Annotated in this window: 12 protein-coding genes and 2 tRNA genes; 6 read left to right on the forward strand and 8 right to left on the reverse strand. The window is 69.0% G+C overall.

Annotated elements, in window-relative coordinates:
* Window positions 1-187: 187 nt before the first annotated feature.
* Together leuD and leuC are read right to left on the reverse strand one after the other, a co-directional pair.
* Window positions 188-781, reverse strand: a complete 594-nt coding sequence (gene leuD, locus BHQ18_RS01075; protein ID WP_069411714.1) for a 3-isopropylmalate dehydratase small subunit — start codon at window positions 779-781, stop codon at window positions 188-190.
* Window positions 782-792: 11 nt separating this feature from the next.
* Complete coding sequence (gene leuC / locus BHQ18_RS01080; protein WP_069411715.1) at window positions 793-2,244, reverse strand: 3-isopropylmalate dehydratase large subunit; 1,452 nt, start codon at window positions 2,242-2,244, stop codon at window positions 793-795.
* 38 nt (window positions 2,245-2,282) lie between these two features.
* On the opposite strand from leuC, the gene BHQ18_RS01085 reads away from it, so the two are divergent.
* Window positions 2,283-2,984: an IclR family transcriptional regulator gene (locus tag BHQ18_RS01085; protein ID WP_069411716.1), complete on the forward strand. Its 702-nt coding sequence runs from the start codon at window positions 2,283-2,285 to the stop codon at window positions 2,982-2,984.
* A 30-nt stretch (window positions 2,985-3,014) separates the two neighbouring features.
* Here BHQ18_RS01085 and BHQ18_RS01090 read toward each other — a convergent pair.
* The 4 genes from BHQ18_RS01090 to BHQ18_RS01105 all read right to left on the reverse strand — a co-directional run bounded on the left by BHQ18_RS01090 (window position 3,015) and on the right by BHQ18_RS01105 (window position 5,615).
* Window positions 3,015-3,087: transfer RNA gene (locus BHQ18_RS01090), tRNA-Glu, on the reverse strand.
* Window positions 3,088-3,149: 62 nt separating this feature from the next.
* Window positions 3,150-3,224, reverse strand: a tRNA-Gln gene (locus BHQ18_RS01095).
* A gap of 133 nt (window positions 3,225-3,357) precedes the next feature.
* Entirely contained in the window at window positions 3,358-4,830 is a 1,473-nt protein-coding gene (gltX, locus tag BHQ18_RS01100) for a glutamate--tRNA ligase (RefSeq protein ID WP_069411717.1), read from the reverse strand.
* Complete coding sequence (locus BHQ18_RS01105) at window positions 4,827-5,615, reverse strand: fumarylacetoacetate hydrolase family protein (RefSeq protein ID WP_069411718.1); 789 nt, start codon at window positions 5,613-5,615, stop codon at window positions 4,827-4,829. Before BHQ18_RS01105 ends, gltX begins: the two co-directional genes overlap by 4 nt.
* 112 nt (window positions 5,616-5,727) lie before the next feature.
* Between BHQ18_RS01105 and BHQ18_RS01110 the strand changes: the two genes are divergently transcribed.
* Window positions 5,728-6,930, forward strand: coding sequence for an MFS transporter (locus BHQ18_RS01110; protein WP_069411719.1), 1,203 nt, complete (start codon window positions 5,728-5,730; stop codon window positions 6,928-6,930).
* 33 nt (window positions 6,931-6,963) lie between these two features.
* Here BHQ18_RS01110 and BHQ18_RS01115 read toward each other — a convergent pair whose 3' ends face one another.
* Together BHQ18_RS01115 and serA are read right to left on the reverse strand one after the other, a co-directional pair.
* A complete protein-coding gene (locus BHQ18_RS01115) occupies window positions 6,964-7,974 on the reverse strand; it encodes a 3-isopropylmalate dehydrogenase (RefSeq protein WP_069411720.1) in 1,011 nt (336 codons plus the stop codon).
* Window positions 7,971-9,557 carry a phosphoglycerate dehydrogenase gene (serA, locus tag BHQ18_RS01120; RefSeq protein WP_069411721.1) on the reverse strand — a complete coding sequence of 529 codons (1,587 nt, stop codon included), beginning with the start codon at window positions 9,555-9,557 and terminating at the stop codon, window positions 7,971-7,973. Before serA ends, BHQ18_RS01115 begins: the two co-directional genes overlap by 4 nt.
* Window positions 9,558-9,611: 54 nt before the next feature.
* Here serA and BHQ18_RS01125 point away from each other — a divergent pair, with 54 nt between their 5' ends.
* The 4 genes from BHQ18_RS01125 (at window position 9,612) to BHQ18_RS01140 (ending at window position 14,938) form a co-directional block, all read left to right on the forward strand.
* Window positions 9,612-11,042 carry a phytoene desaturase family protein gene (locus BHQ18_RS01125; protein WP_205866021.1) on the forward strand — a complete coding sequence of 477 codons (1,431 nt, stop codon included), beginning with the start codon at window positions 9,612-9,614 and terminating at the stop codon, window positions 11,040-11,042.
* A gap of 304 nt (window positions 11,043-11,346) precedes the next feature.
* A complete protein-coding gene (locus tag BHQ18_RS01130; protein ID WP_069411723.1) occupies window positions 11,347-12,486 on the forward strand; it encodes a polyprenyl synthetase family protein in 1,140 nt (379 codons plus the stop codon).
* Window positions 12,486-13,994: a phytoene desaturase family protein gene (gene crtI / locus BHQ18_RS01135; protein ID WP_069411724.1), complete on the forward strand. Its 1,509-nt coding sequence runs from the start codon at window positions 12,486-12,488 to the stop codon at window positions 13,992-13,994. Before BHQ18_RS01130 ends, crtI begins: the two co-directional genes overlap by 1 nt.
* On the forward strand, window positions 13,991-14,938 hold the full coding sequence (locus tag BHQ18_RS01140) for a phytoene/squalene synthase family protein (RefSeq protein ID WP_069411725.1): 948 nt from the start codon (window positions 13,991-13,993) through the stop codon (window positions 14,936-14,938). Before crtI ends, BHQ18_RS01140 begins: the two co-directional genes overlap by 4 nt.
* Window positions 14,939-14,940: the final 2 nt, after the last annotated feature.

The following is a 14,940-nucleotide window of genomic DNA, read 5'->3' on the forward strand; positions in this document are numbered from 1 at the left end:
CCAGTGGTCCACTTTGGACCGACTAGAGGACACGGTAAACCCATTCCCCATTGATTTCCAAGAGCCACGCGCAGTTTCATGCGAGGCTAGCGAACTTTCTTGCCCCCCTTGACCTCCTGAGGGCACCCCGGAGAACCGGGTTTCAGAGCGGTGAATTCGGCCCGACCGGGCTCGAAATCGGCCCGAATCAGGCCGGCAGAGTCCGCGGTTTCCAATCCGGCCGGGTCACTTCGTAGGCCGCTATCTCATCGCATTTGCGCAGCGTAAGGCCTATATCGTCGAGCCCCTCGAGCAGCCGCCAGGCGGTGTAGTCGTCAATTCTGAACGGCACCATGACCGTTCCAGCGGAGACGGTTCGATCTTGAAGATTCACAGTGATTTCCAACCCGGGCTGCTGCTCGATGAGCTTCCATAAAATTTCCACATCATCTTGCGCGATTTCGGCCGCCAGGAGGCCGGCCTTGCCCGCGTTGCCGCGGAAGATGTCGGCGAATCGGGACGATATGACGACCCGGAAGCCGAAATCCATCAGTGCCCACACCGCGTGCTCTCGCGACGACCCGGTGCCGAAATCGGGGCCGGCGACCAGAACCGAACCCTTGTCGAACGGCGGCAGGTTCAGCACGAAGGAGGGGTCGTTGCGCCAGGCGGCGAACAGACCGTCCTCGAAACCCGTTCGGGTGACGCGCTTCAGATAGACGGCCGGGATGATCTGGTCGGTGTCGACATTGGACCGGCGCAGCGGCACGCCGATCCCGGTGTGAGTCCGGAAGGGTTCCATCAGCTTTCCTCTCAGGCGGTCAGGTCGGCGGGCGAGGACAGCGTGCCGCGGACGGCGGTGGCGGCAGCGACCGCGGGTGACACCAGATGGGTGCGACCGCCCTTGCCTTGCCTGCCCTCGAAATTGCGGTTGGACGTCGACGCGCAGCGCTGCCCCGGGGACAACTGATCTGGATTCATCCCAAGGCACATCGAGCAGCCCGCCTGGCGCCATTCGGCTCCGGCCGCGGTGAAGATCTCGCCCAGACCCTCGGATTCGGCCTGCGCCCGAACTCGCATGGAACCCGGTACGACCAACATCCGGACGCCGTCGGCGACCTTGCGTCCGCGCAGCACATCGGCGACGACCCGCAGATCCTCGATGCGGCCGTTCGTGCACGAACCGACGAAAACCGTGTCGACGGAGATGTCCCGCATGGCCGTACCCGGACGAAGGTCCATGTATGCCAGTGCCTTTTCCGCGGCCTGACGCTCCCCCTCGTCGAACATCAATTCGGGATCGGGAACCGAATCCGCCAGCGGTACGCCCTGACCGGGGTTGGTGCCCCAGGTCACGAACGGACTCAGGGTGGCCGCGTCGAGATAGACCTCGGTGTCGAATTCGGCGCCTTCGTCGGTGCGCAGGCGCCGCCATGCTGCGACCGCTTCGTCCCACTGCGCGCCCTTCGGCGCATGCGGACGACCGCGCAGGAACTCGAACGTGGTGTCGTCGGGTGCGACCATTCCCGCGCGCGCACCCGCTTCGATGCTCATGTTGCAGATCGTCATGCGACCCTCCATCGACAGGGATTCGATGGCGCTGCCCCGGTATTCGATGACGTGGCCCTGTCCCCCGCCGGTGCCGATCTTCGCGATCACCGCCAGGATGATGTCCTTGGCGCTGACACCGTGCGGCAGCTCGCCGTCGACGTTGACCGCCATCGTTTTGAACGGACGCAACGACAGCGTCTGCGTCGCGAGCACATGCTCGACCTCCGACGTGCCGATTCCCATCGCCAGTGCGCCGAACGCGCCGTGTGTCGACGTGTGACTGTCGCCGCACACCACCGTCATACCGGGCTGGGTCAGACCCAGTTGCGGACCGATGATGTGGACGATGCCCTGTTCGGCGTCGCCCATCGGGTGCAGCCGGATGCCGAATTCCTCACAGTTGCGCCGCAGGGTCTCGACCTGGGTGCGCGACACGGGATCGGCGATCGGCTTGTCGATGTCGACCGTCGGCACGTTGTGGTCTTCGGTTGCGATCGTCAGGTCCGGCCGCCGGACCGGGCGCCCCGCCAGCCGAAGCCCGTCGAAGGCCTGCGGGCTGGTCACCTCGTGGACGAGATGCAGATCGATGTAGATGAGATCGGGCTCACGTGAGGAACCGTCGCCGGCCCCATGGACGACGACGTGGTCGGCCCACACCTTCTCCGCGAGGGTGCGCGGCGTCGCGTCGATTGCGCTGGACACATCGGTGGACATCGTGGCTATCTCACAATCTGGGAAGTTAGTATCTCCTTATGAGACAGGATAGCGGTATCGGCGTGCTGGACAAAGCGGTGGGCGTACTGCACGCGGTCGCCGACTCTCCTTGCGGGCTGGCCGAACTGTGCGAGCGCACGGGTCTGCCGCGCGCGACCGCGCACCGACTTGCCGCGGGGCTCGAGACCCACCGGCTGCTGACCCGCAACGGTGACGGCCGGTGGCGGCTGGGTCCGGCGGTCACCGAACTCGCCGGTCACGTCAACGACCCGCTGGTCGCCGCGGGCGCGGTGGTGCTGCCGCGGCTGCGCGAGCTCACGGGCGAGAGCGTGCAGCTCTACCGTCGGGAAGGCACTTCGAGGATCTGTGTGGCCGCGCTGGAACCGCCTGCCGGACTTCGCGACACGGTGCCCGTCGGCACCCGGCTGCCGATGACGGCCGGCTCGGGCGCCAAAGTTCTGCTGGCGTACGCGGACACGGCCACACAGGAGGCGGTGCTACCCGCGGCGAAGTTCACCGACCGGGCCCTCGCCGAAGTCCGCAGACGCGGCTGGGCGCAGAGCGCCGCCGAACGCGAACCCGGAGTTGCCAGCGTCTCGGCGCCGGTGCGCGACGGCCGCGGAACGGTGATCGCCGCGGTGTCGGTGTCGGGGCCGATCGACCGGATGGGCCGGCGTCCCGGTGCGCGATGGGCGGCCGATCTGTTGGCCGCCGCCGAAGCATTGACGCGGCGCCTGTGAGCCGTCCCGACGAATTGCGAAGTGCTGTTGTACCCCCGATGGGATTCGAACCCACGCTACCGCCGTGAGAGGGCGGCGTCCTAGGCCGCTAGACGACGGGGGCTAGAACTGTTTTCCGGTTAGCCAGCATATCTCAGGGAGATTTGTCGGCCTAATCGCGGTGGTTGGCTGGGGTACCAGGACTCGAACCTAGAATGGCTGAACCAGAATCAGCTGTGTTGCCAATTACACCATACCCCACTGGGGACCCGTAACCGCTGGTCACGGACCTCCTTCGGCCTTCTCACCCGGCGAGTGGATCCCGTCGCGTGTTGTGTGGGCCGACGAGCAGACTACCAAAGATTCGCGGGCCGATTTTCACGCCACCGCCACTCTAAGCCGCCGCGGCCGCGTGCTCGCGGCCGGCGCGCAGCCGGGCCAGGCTGCGCTCGCGACCCAGCAGGTCAAGCGATTCGAACAGCGGCGGGCTCACCGATGCGCCGGTCGCCGCGACGCGGATCGGGCCGAACGCCTTGCGCGGCTTGAGCCCCAGTTCGTCGAGCAGGGCCTGCTTGAGTGCCGCCTCGATCGCCGGGGTGCTCCAGTCGCCGACGGCGTCCAGGGCGCTGACGGCGGCGTCGAGCACCGCGACCGCCTCGGCCTTGAGTTCTTTGGCCGCGGACTTCTCGTCGAGACGGAATTCGTCGTCGTTGAGGAACTTCAACAGATCCCACGCGTCGCCGAGCACCACGATGCGGGTCTGCACGAGCGCGGCCGCCTCGGCGAAGCGCGTCTGGTCGAGGCCGGTGTCGTGGCCGTGCGCCGCGAAATAGTCGGCCAGCCGCGCGGTGAACTCCGCCTCGCTGAGCATCCGGATGTGCTCGGCGTTGAGCGCGTCGGCCTTCTTCTGGTCGAAGCGGGCGGGGTTGGAGTTGACGTCGACGACGTCGAACGCGGCCACCATCTCGTCGAGGGTGAACACGTCTCGGTCCTCGGCGATACCCCAGCCGAGCAGCGCCAGATAGTTCAGCAGACCCTCGGGGATGAAGCCTCGTTCGCGGTGCAGGAACAGGTTCGACTGCGGATCGCGCTTGGACAGCTTCTTGTTCCCGTCGCCCAGAACGCTTGGCAGATGGGCGAACTCGGGAATGCGCTCGGCGACTCCGATCCGGATCAACGCCTCGTACAGCGCGATCTGCCGTGTCGTCGACGGCAGCAGGTCTTCACCGCGCAGCACGTGGGTGATCTTCATCATCGCGTCGTCGACCGGATTGACCAAGGTGTACAACGGCTCCCCGCTACCGCGGGTCAACGCGAAGTCGGGCACCGTGCCCGCGGGAAACGTCGTCTCGCCGCGCACCAGGTCGCGCCAGCCGATGTCCTTGTCGGGCATCCGCAACCGGATCACCGCGCCGCGGCCTTCGGCGCGGAACGCCGCGCGCTGTTCGTCGGTGAGGTCGCGGTCGAAGTTGTCGTACCCCAGTTTGGGGTTGCGTCCGGCCGCCAGATGCCGGGCCTCGACTTCCTCGGCCGTCGAGAACGATTCGTAGGCCTCCCCCGCCTGCACGAGCCGGTCGATCACGTCGCGGTACAGGTCGAGTCGCTCGGACTGCCGGTACGGCCCGTAGGGTCCGCCGACCTCGGGCCCCTCGTCCCAGTCGAGGCCGAGCCAGCGCAGCGCGTCGAGCAGCGCGCGGTAGCTCTCCTCGGAGTCCCGCGCGGAGTCGGTGTCTTCGATGCGGAACACGAACGTGCCGCCGGTGTGCCGGGCGTAGGCCCAGTTGAACAGCGCGGTGCGGATCAGCCCGACGTGCGGTGTGCCGGTGGGTGACGGGCAGAACCGTACCCGCACAGTGGTTTCACTCATGACTTTCCCTTGCGGACAACGGGATTGGTCAATGTTCCGATGCCTTCGACGGTGATGCTGACGGTGTCGGAGTCTTCGATCGGTCCGACCCCTGCCGGGGTGCCGGTCAGAATGAGGTCACCCGGCAGCAGGGTCATCACCCGCGAGACCCACTCGACGATGGCACCGACGTCGTGAATCATGTTCGAGGTCCGACTGTCCTGTTTGACCACGCCGTTGACCTCGGTGCGGATCGCGAGGTCGGCCGGGTCGAGGTCGGTGACGATCCACGGCCCGACCGGACAGAACGTGTCGTGGCCCTTGGCGCGGGTCCACTGGCCGTCCTTCTTCTGCTGGTCGCGCGCGGACACGTCGTTGCCGATCGTGTAGCCCAGGATGTTCTCGGCTGCCCGCGCCGCGGGAACGTCCTTGCACGGTCGACCGATCACCACCGCCAGTTCCCCTTCGAAATGCACGGGATCGGCGTCGGCCGGCAATTGGATCGGCACGTAGGGTCCGATGATCGCGGTGTTGGGCTTCATGAAGATGACCGGATCCTCGAACGTCCCGCCCCCCATCTCTTCGATGTGCGCAGCGTAGTTCTTCCCGACGCACACCACCTTGCTGGCCAGGATCGGCGCGAGCAGGCGGACGTCGGCCAGCGGCCACTGCCGGCCGGTGAACTGTGGAGTGCCGAACGGATGTTCAGCGATTTCCCGGGCGACTGCCTGGGTGGGATCGTCGGGCGGACCCTCGACGCTGACGAAGGCGACCCCGTCGGGACTGGCGATTCGGCCTAGGCGCATGCGCTCAGCCTAATCGGCGGGGTCGGCGCGGGGTGCCACCGGGCCGAACAGGCAGTCTCACATTATGAAACGGTGATTCTGGACTGTGAGATCGATGTGCCACGATGGGCCGATGACCATCGAGGCGATCGGCACAGCGCGCCGGTGGTCGCTGCTGGGTATCGCGTTGGCGGCCACCACGAGCGCCAACGTGTTCATCAACGGTGTGGCGTTCCTGATCCCCACCCTGCACACCGAACGCGGACTCGATCTGGCCACCGCGGGTCTGCTCTCCGCGATGCCGGGGTTCGGTCTGGTCCTGACGTTGATCGCGTGGGGTTACGTGGTGGACCGGGTCGGCGAACGCTTCGTGCTGACGGTCGGTTCCGCGTTGATCGCCGCCGCGGCCTTCGCGGCCGCCTCGGCGGATTCGCTGTTCGCGGTGGGAACGTTGCTGTTGCTCGGGGGGATGGCCGCGGCGAGCAGCAACTCGGCCAGCGGCCGGCTGGTGGTCGGCTGGTTCCCGCCGCAGCAGCGCGGGCTGGTCATGGGTATCCGGCAGACGGCCACCCCGCTCGGGGTCGGCTTGGGGGCGCTGGTCATTCCGCGCCTGGCCGAAAGTCACGGTGTGTCGGTGGCGTTGCTGTTCCCGGCGGTGGTGTGCGCCGCGTCGGCGGTGGTGTGTCTGGTCGCCGTGATCGACCCGCCGCGTCCGCCGCGCTCGCAGGCCCCCGCCGAGCACCTGGCCAGTCCGTACCGCGGTTCGTTCCTGCTGTGGCGCATTCACGCCGTCTCGGTTCTGCTCGTGGTTCCCCAGGCGGTCGTGTGGACGTTCACGCTGGTGTGGCTGATATCCGAGCACGGATGGTCGGCGGGATCGGCCGGCGCCGTGGTCATGGCGGCCCAACTGCTCGGCGCGGGCGGCCGGGTCGCGGCCGGCTACTGGTCCGACCGACTGGGGCAGCGGCTTCGCCCGATCCGCTGGATCGCGATGGCGGCCGCGCTGTCGATGGGACTGCTGGCGCTGTCGGACTGGATGGGATCACCGGTCAGCGTCGCGCTGATGGTGATCGCGTCGGTGATCACGGTGTCGGACAACGGCTTGGCGTTCACCGCGATCGCCGAGATCGCCGGCCCGTTCTGGAGCGGTCGCGCGCTGGGCACCCAGAACACCAGCCAGCACCTGGCGTCGGCAGCGGCGGCCCCGCTGTTCGGGGCGCTGATCGGGGTGGCCGGCTATCCCGCGGCGTTCGCGGCCAGTGCGGTGCTTCCGCTGCTGGCCGTTCCGCTGGTGCCGTCCAGCGACGGACCGTCGAAAACGACGCCGGGGCGGTGATTTCGGCCGGACCACTGGGATTCGGCGAACGAACTAGAGGAAGCTCTCGATCCGCTCGCCGACCTGCGCGGTGGACAGCTTCTCGTCCCCGCGAGTGCTCAGGTGCCGCTCGACGGCCTTGTCCACGCGTGCGGCCGCGTCATGCTCACCGACGTGAGCCAGCAGCAACGCAACCGACATGATCGCCGCCGTCGGGTCCGCGAGGCCCTGCCCGGCGATGTCGGGCGCACTGCCGTGCACGGGTTCGAACATCGACGGGTTGGTTCCGGTGGCGTCGATGTTGCCGCTGGCCGCCAGCCCGATACCGCCGCAGACGGCGGCCGCCAGATCGGTGATGATGTCGCCGAACAGGTTGTCGGTGACGATCACATCGAATCGGGCCGGGTCGGTGACCATGTGGATGGTCGCGGCATCGATGTGCTGGTAGGCGACTTCGACGTCGGGGAACTGCGCGCCCACCTCGGCGACCACCCGCGACCACAGTCCGCCGGCGAAGGCCAGGACATTGGTCTTGTGCACCAGGGTCAGATGCTTGCGCCGGCCCTGCGCGCGGGCGAACGCATCGCGCACCACCCGTTCGACACCGAACGCGGTGTTGACGCTGACCTCGGTCGCCACCTCGTGCGGGGTTCCGGCGCGCAGCACTCCGCCGTTGCCGGTGTACGGTCCCTCGGTCCCTTCCCGCACGACAACGAAATCGATGTCCGAGACGCCGGAAAGCGGGCTGCTGACACCCGGATACAACCGGCCGGGTCGCAGGTTGACGTGATGGTCCAGCGCGAACCGCAGTTTCAGCAGCAGCCCGCGCTCGAGCACCCCGCTGGGCACCGACGGATCACCGATCGCGCCGAGCAGGATCGCGTCGTAACCGCGCAACTCCTCGATGGTCGCGTCGGTGAGCAGTTCACCGGTCGCGTGGTAGCGCCGCGCACCCAGGTCGTAGTCGGTCCTCTCCACCCCGGGCAGCACGGCGTCGAGCACCTTGACCGCCTCGCCGACGACCTCGGGGCCGATGCCGTCGCCGGCGATGATCGCCAGTTTCACGACAGGTCCACCACTTCGAGCATTTTGGCGCCGACCTCTTCGGAGATCGCGGTGCGCACCTCCGGCGGCACCGCACGGTCGATGCGCAGCAGGATCGTCGCGCCGGGACCTTCGGCGTCCTCGCTGAGCTGCGCGGCGTGGATGTTGATGTCGGCCGAGCCGAGGATGGTGCCGATCTTGCCGAGCGTTCCCGGCTGGTCGACGTAGTTGACGATCAGGTAGATGCCTTCGGCCCGCAGATCGAAGTTGCGGCCGTTGATCTGAACGATCTTCTCCACCAGCTGCGGCCCGGTCAGCGTGCCCGCGACGTTGGCGGTCGTGCCGTCGCCGTAGACCGCGCGCACGTCGACCACGCTGCGGTGGTTGGGGCTCTCGCTGGCGGTGCTGATTTCGGCCTCCACCCCGCGCTCGGCGGCCAGAGACGGGGCGTTGACGAACGTCACCGGATCCTCGATGACCGCCGAGAACAGCCCGCGCAACGCCGAAAGCCGCAGCACGTCAACCTCTTCGGCGGCGAGCTCACCGCGCACCTGCACCGACAGCGACACCGGCAGCTCCCTGCACAGCACCCCGACCAGCAGGCCCAGTTTGCGGACCAGGTCCAGCCACGGCGCCACCATCTCGCCGACGACGCCGCCGCCGACGTTGACGGCGTCCGGCACGAACTCGCCGGCCAGCGCGAGCTTCACACTGGCCGCGACATCGGTGCCCGCCCGGTCCTGGGCCTCCGCGGTCGACGCCCCGAGGTGCGGCGTCACGACCACCTGGGGCAGATCGAACAGCGGGCTCTCGGTGGTGGGCTCCGTGGCGAACACGTCGAGCCCGGCGCCGCGCACATGCCCCGAGCGCACGGCCTCGGCGAGCGCGTCCTCGTCGATCAGCCCGCCGCGCGCGGCGTTGACGATGATCACGCCGGGCTTGGTCTTGGCCAGCGCCTCCTTGCCGATCAGCCCCGCCGTCTCGGGCGTCTTCGGCAGGTGCACGGAGATGAAGTCCGCGCGGGCGAGCAGTTCGTCCAGGGTCAGCAGTTCGATGCCCAGCTGCGCGGCGCGGGCGGCGGACACATAGGGGTCGTAGGCGACGATGTGCGTGCCGAACGCGGCCAGTCGCTGCGCCACCAGCTGTCCGATGCGCCCCAGTCCGACCACACCGACGGTCTTGCCGAAGATCTCGGTGCCCGAGAACGACGAACGCTTCCAGGTGCGTGCGCGTAGCGAGGCGTCGGCGGCCGGGATCTCGCGGGCCGCCGCCAACATCAGCGCCAGCGCATGCTCGGCGGCGCTGTGGATGTTGGAGGTCGGCGCGTTGACCACCAGCACACCGCGGGCGGTGGCGGCCTCGACGTCGACGTTGTCCAGACCCACGCCCGCACGCGCGACGATCTTCAGTTTCGGGGCCGCCGACAGCACCTCGGCGTCGACGGTGGTCGCCGAGCGCACCAGCAGCGCATCGGCTTCCGACACCGCGGCCAGCAGCTTCTCGCGGTCGGGTCCGTCGACCCAGCGGACTTCCACTTGGTCGCCGAGCGCGGCGACCGTCGATTCGGCCAGTTTGTCGGCGATCAATACAACGGGCAGACTCACGCGGTCAGCCTAATGGGCTTGAATGGTCCGGTGGCCAGTGGGAGAACCGCGAGCGTGGATGTCACCGTCGTCGGCAGCGGACCCAACGGGCTGGCCGCCGCCGTCGTGTGCGCCCGCGCCGGGCTGTCGGTGCAGGTGCTCGAGGCTCAGCCGACGTTCGGCGGTGGTGCCCGCACGCTGCCCGACCCCGAGTTCGACGGCGTCCGCCACGACATCTGCTCAGCCGTGCATCCGCTGGCGCTGGCCTCCCCCTTCCTGGCGGAGTTCGATCTGCCGGCGCGCGGTGTGCGCCTCGAGGTGCCCGAGGCGTCCTACGCCAACCCGCTGCCGGGGGCGCGTGCGGCGATCGGGTACCACGATCTGGACCGCACCGCCGCAGAACTCGACGACGGCGGCTCCTGGCGCCGCCTGCTCGGTCCGCTGGTCAAACGTGACGCGGCCGTCGTCGACCTGCTGCTCGGCGACAAGCGTTCGATTCCGACCGACGTGCTGGCCGCCGTGCAGGTGGGGCTGCGGGTACTCGAACAGGGCACCCCGGCATGGCGGGCGCTGTCCGGCGACGACGCCCGCGCGTTGTTCACCGGCGTTGCCGCCCACGCTATTTCGACGATGCCGTCACTGGTGTCCGCGGGCGCCGGTCTGATGCTGGCGACGCTGGCGCACACGGTCGGCTGGCCGATCCCGGTCGGCGGCAGCCAGGCCATCGCCGACGCGCTGGCCGCCGACCTCGTCGCCCACGGCGGCGTCATTGTCACCGGCCAGCAGGTGACCCGGCCGCCCGCCGGGGTCGTGCTCTACGACACCGCTCCCACCGCCCTTCTGGACATCTACGGTGACGCCACGCCGACGCTTTACGCAAAAGCGTTGCGCCGCTACAAGTTCGGCGCAGGTGTGGCGAAGGTCGACTTCGTGCTCAACGGCGAGATCCCCTGGGCCGACGAGCGTCTGGCGAACGTCCCGACCCTGCACATGGGCGGCACCCGCGAGCAGATGGCCGAGGCCGAACGCGAGGTCGCGGCGGGCCGCCACGCCGAATGGCCGATGGTGCTGGCCGCGCTTCCCCACCTTGCCGACCCGGGCCGCGTCGACGCCGCCGGCCGCCGCCCGCTGTGGACGTACGCGCACGTGCCGTCGGGTTCGACCGTCGACCAGACCGACCGGGTGATCCGCATCTTCGAACGCTTCGCCCCGGGTTTCCGCGACGTCGTGGTCGCGGCGCGGTCGGTGCCGGCGGCGCGACTGTCCGAGCACAACGCGAACCTGGTGGGCGGTGACATCGGCGTCGGCGGCACCACGCTGGTGCACGCCCTGGCCGGTCCGACCCCCCGGATCAACCCGTGGAGCACCCCGATCCCGCACGCCTATCTGTGTTCGTCGGCCACGCCACCGGGCAGCGGCGTGCACGGTATGGCGGGTTACTTCGCGGCGCGCACCGTGCTGCGCCGCGAGTTCGGCATCTCGGAGATGCCCTCGCTGGCCCCCTAGTGTCGTGAGTCGCTAAATCGGGTGCAGTACATCGTCATGGGTCATTTGGGCCGCGAGATCTGCACGAGGGTCGTTACCAGCGCGGTTTCACAGCCCTCGTGCAGATCTCGAAGAACGTCGACACCATGTGGCCGGTCCGAATCCCGCACACTGCTGTGTCTGAACCTTCGACTCAGGACACCAGTTCCGGCCGCCCCCGAAAAATCGATGCATATTCGATGCATATCTGGGCTCGATCTGGGTATTCCGGTTCGAGCGCAACCAGACGGGGTACTTGCCCCGCATCGAGTGAAGGGGTCGCTGCTTGAGCGGGCTGAATGGAAACACCAGCGCCCCGGTGCTGGCGATAGCGCACCGATCCGCTCCGGGACGGGAACTGCTGGCCTCGGCTTTCCCGGCGTGGCGTAGCACGCTGCGCCGGACCGTGCTCGGCGCGGTCACCGAGTTTGTCCAGACGCGATGCGCCCAGGATCTGTCCACCGCAGGTGTCGACGCCGCCACCGATGTGCTGACCTCGTTCGTCGACGGCGGCAAGTGTGTGCGCTCGACGTTCGCGTACCTGGGCTGGCTGTGCGGAGCCGACGACGACCTCCGCGCGCTGCGGGCCGCGGCGAGCTTCGAACTGTTGCACGCCTTCGCGCTGCTGCAGGACGACGTGATGGACGGGGCGACGCTGCGGCGCGGCCGCCCCGCCGCGCATGTGAGGTTCGCCGGTTGGCACCGCGAGCGGGCATTGTCGGGCTCACCGGAGCGCTTCGGTGAGGCCGCCGCGGTCCTGCTCGGAGACCTGTGCCTGGTGTGGGCCGAGCAGATGCTGCGCGAAAGCGGCGTTGCGCCGCAGGCCCTGGCGCGGGTCTGGCCGCGCTACGACGCGATGCGCACCGAACTCGCCGTCGGGCAGTTCGCCGACCTGGTCAACGACGCCGCCGGGTTTCCCGATCTCGAGCAGGTACTCGACGTGCTGCGCCGCAAGTCGGGCAACTACACCGTGCGCAGACCGCTGGAGATCGGTGCGGCCATGGCCGGATGCCCCGCTCCCGTGCTCGAATTGCTCGGCGGGTACGGCGAAGCGGTCGGTGAGGCGTTTCAGCTGCGCGACGATGTGCTCGGCATCTTCGGCTCCCCCGACGTCACCGGTAAACCGGCAGGCAGCGACTTGTCCGAGCACAAGGCGACCAGCGTGGTGGTGGCCGCCTACCGCCTCGCCGACACCCCGACGCGCCGCCAGCTCACCCAGCTGATGAGCACCAACGACCTCGACGACGCCGACATCCGGCAGTGGCGCTCCCTGATCGTCACCACCGGCGCGGTGGATTGGGTTGAGCAGCTGATCGATTCGCGGCTGGCCCGCGCACTCGACCTGATCGGCGGCGGCGAAGTCGACAGCACGCTGCGTTCGGCGCTGGCCGACATGGCCGCGGCCTGCACCGAGCGGGCCGCCTGATGCGCACGGTCGAGGGTCGCACCGAACGCGTGGTCGTCGTCGGCGCCGGGCTGTCGGGCCTGTCCGCGGCGCTGCACCTGGCCGGGCGCGGGCGCACGGTCACCGTCGTCGAACGGGGCGCCCATCCCGGCGGACGCGTGGGCCGCGCCGACATCGGCGGATACCGGCTCGACACCGGCCCCACCGTGCTGACGATGCCCGACATCATCGACGACGCGTTCGCCGCCGTCGGCGAAACGCTGGCCGACCGACTGGACCTGATCCGGGTCGACCCCGCCTACCGCGCGTCGTTCGCCGACGGCAGCGCACTGCACGTGCACAGCGACGGCGACGCGATGGCCGCCGAGATCGAACGGTTCGCCGGTGCCGCCCAGGCCGACGGCTACCGGAAGATGCGCGCCTGGCTGACCAAGCTGTACGAAGTCGAGTTCGACGGTTTCATCGCGGCCAACTTCGACTCGCCGCTGTCGCTGGTGACCCCGCAGTTGGCGCGGCTGGCCGCGATCGGCGGATTCCGCCGCTGGAACAAGATGGTGCACCGCTACATCACCGACGAGCGCCTTGCGCGGGTGTTCACGTTCCAGGCGCTCTACGCCGGTGTCCCACCGCACCGCGCGCTCGCGGTGTACGCCGTCATCGCCTACATGGACACCATCGCGGGGGTGTACTTCCCGCGCGGCGGGATGCGCGCACTGCCCGATGCACTGGCGGCCGCGGCGTCCGATGCCGGCGTCGAATTCCGTTACAGCTCACCGGTATCGGACCTGGAACGCAGCGGCGACCGGGTGGTCGCGGTGCGCACCGAGAGCGGCGACCGGATCCCGGCCGACACCGTGGTGCTGACCACTGAACTGCCGGACACCTACCGGTTGCTGGGCCGCACACCGCGGCGCGTGCTGCGGCTGCGGCCGGCACCGTCGGCGGTGGTCGCCCACGTCGGGTGCCGCGCCCCGGCGGTGGAGACCGACCACCACACCATCATCTTCGGCGACCAGTGGGAGCAGACCTTCACCGACATCATCGACGACGGCCGCGTGATGGCCGACCCGTCGCTGCTGGTGACCCGGCCGACCGCCGGTGACCCGTCGCTGGCGCCGCCGGGGCGCGACCTGCTCTACGTGCTGGCGCCGGCCCCCAACCTCGATGTCGGACAGATCGACTGGGCATCGACCCGCGACGGGTACGTCGCCCAGATGATGGACATCGTCTCCGACCGCCTGCCCCAGCTCGGCGATGACGCCGAGGTGCTGCACGTCGTGGACCCCGCGGACTGGGCGCGCCAGGGCATGGCCGCCGGCACGCCGTTCGCGCTGGCGCACACCTTCAGTCAGACCGGCCCCTTCCGTCCGGCCAACACCGTGCGCGGCATCGCCAATGTCGTGCTGGCGGGTTCGTCGACCGTTCCCGGTGTCGGTGTGCCCACCGCCCTGCTCTCCGGGCGGCTGGCTGCCGACCGAATCACCGGCCTGCCATCCCGGCGGGCCCGTACCCAGGTGGTGTCCTCATGATCGGATCCGAACTCGACGCGGCAGGCGTACACGACCCGGCGCTGCGCGACGCCTACCGGCGGTGCCGCACGATCAACGCCGAACACGGCCGGACCTTCTTCCTGGCCACCAGACTGCTTGCGCCCGAACAACGTCCGGCCGTGCACGCGCTCTACGGGTTCGCCCGGCGCGCCGACGACATCCTCGACGACTTCGACCCGGTCATCAGCATGGCCGAACGCGGCGAGCAGTTGCAGCGGCTGGCCACCCAGCTGTTCAACCGCCTGGCCCAGGGCAGCTGCGACGACGGCGACCCCGCGTTGGCCGCGGTTGTGCACTGCGCACGCCGCTACGACATCCCCTGGGAACTGTTCGACGACTTCCTCGGCTCCATGCGGATGGACCTCAACGTCACCGACTACCCGGACCGCGCCGCACTCGACCGCTACATGTACGGCTCGGCCGAGGTGATCGGGTTGCAGCTGCTGCCGGTGCTGGGCACCGTCGGACCGCGCGAGGAAGCCGCACCTTATGCCGCCGCGCTCGGAAAAGCGTTCCAACTGACCAACTTCCTGCGCGACATCGACGAGGACCTCGAACGCGGCCGCGTGTACCTGCCCGCCGACGAACTCGCCGTGCACGGTGTGGACCGCGACGTGCTGACCTGGTGCCACGAGAACCGCCGCACCGACGCCAAGGTCCGGCGCGCGCTGGTCGAGCAGCACGCGATCACCCGGCGCGTGTACGACTATGCTCAGCAAGGTATTTCGAAACTCAGCCCGCGGTCGCGTCCGTGCGTGTCGGTGGCCCTGACCCTGTACTCGGAGATCCTCGACCGCATCGAGGAGATCGACTTCGCCGTGTTCACGCAGCGCGCGACGGTCGGGACCGGGCGGCGGATCCGCGTCGGCGGCGCCGGCCTGCTCAAGGCTTGGGGCGCCCGTCTTCGGGACCACGGGGCGTGACG

The sequence above is a fragment of the Mycolicibacterium flavescens genome (assembly GCF_001722335.1).
GTDB classification, from domain to species: domain Bacteria; phylum Actinomycetota; class Actinomycetes; order Mycobacteriales; family Mycobacteriaceae; genus Mycobacterium; species Mycobacterium flavescens.

Bases quoted from the DNA above. Each gene is read 5' to 3' on its own strand.
- leuD (WP_069411714.1), bottom strand. From the start codon at position 781: ATGGAACCCTTCCGGACTCACACCGGGATCGGCGTGCCGCTGCGCCGG.
- leuC (WP_069411715.1), bottom strand. From the start codon at position 2,244: ATGTCCACCGATGTGTCCAGCGCAATCGACGCGACGCCGCGCACCCTC.
- BHQ18_RS01085 (WP_069411716.1), top strand. From the start codon at position 2,283: ATGAGACAGGATAGCGGTATCGGCGTGCTGGACAAAGCGGTGGGCGTA.
- gltX (WP_069411717.1), bottom strand. From the start codon at position 4,830: ATGAGTGAAACCACTGTGCGGGTACGGTTCTGCCCGTCACCCACCGGC.
- BHQ18_RS01105 (WP_069411718.1), bottom strand. From the start codon at position 5,615: ATGCGCCTAGGCCGAATCGCCAGTCCCGACGGGGTCGCCTTCGTCAGC.
- BHQ18_RS01110 (WP_069411719.1), top strand. From the start codon at position 5,728: ATGACCATCGAGGCGATCGGCACAGCGCGCCGGTGGTCGCTGCTGGGT.
- crtI (WP_069411724.1), top strand. From the start codon at position 12,486: ATGCGCACGGTCGAGGGTCGCACCGAACGCGTGGTCGTCGTCGGCGCC.
- BHQ18_RS01140 (WP_069411725.1), top strand. From the start codon at position 13,991: ATGATCGGATCCGAACTCGACGCGGCAGGCGTACACGACCCGGCGCTG.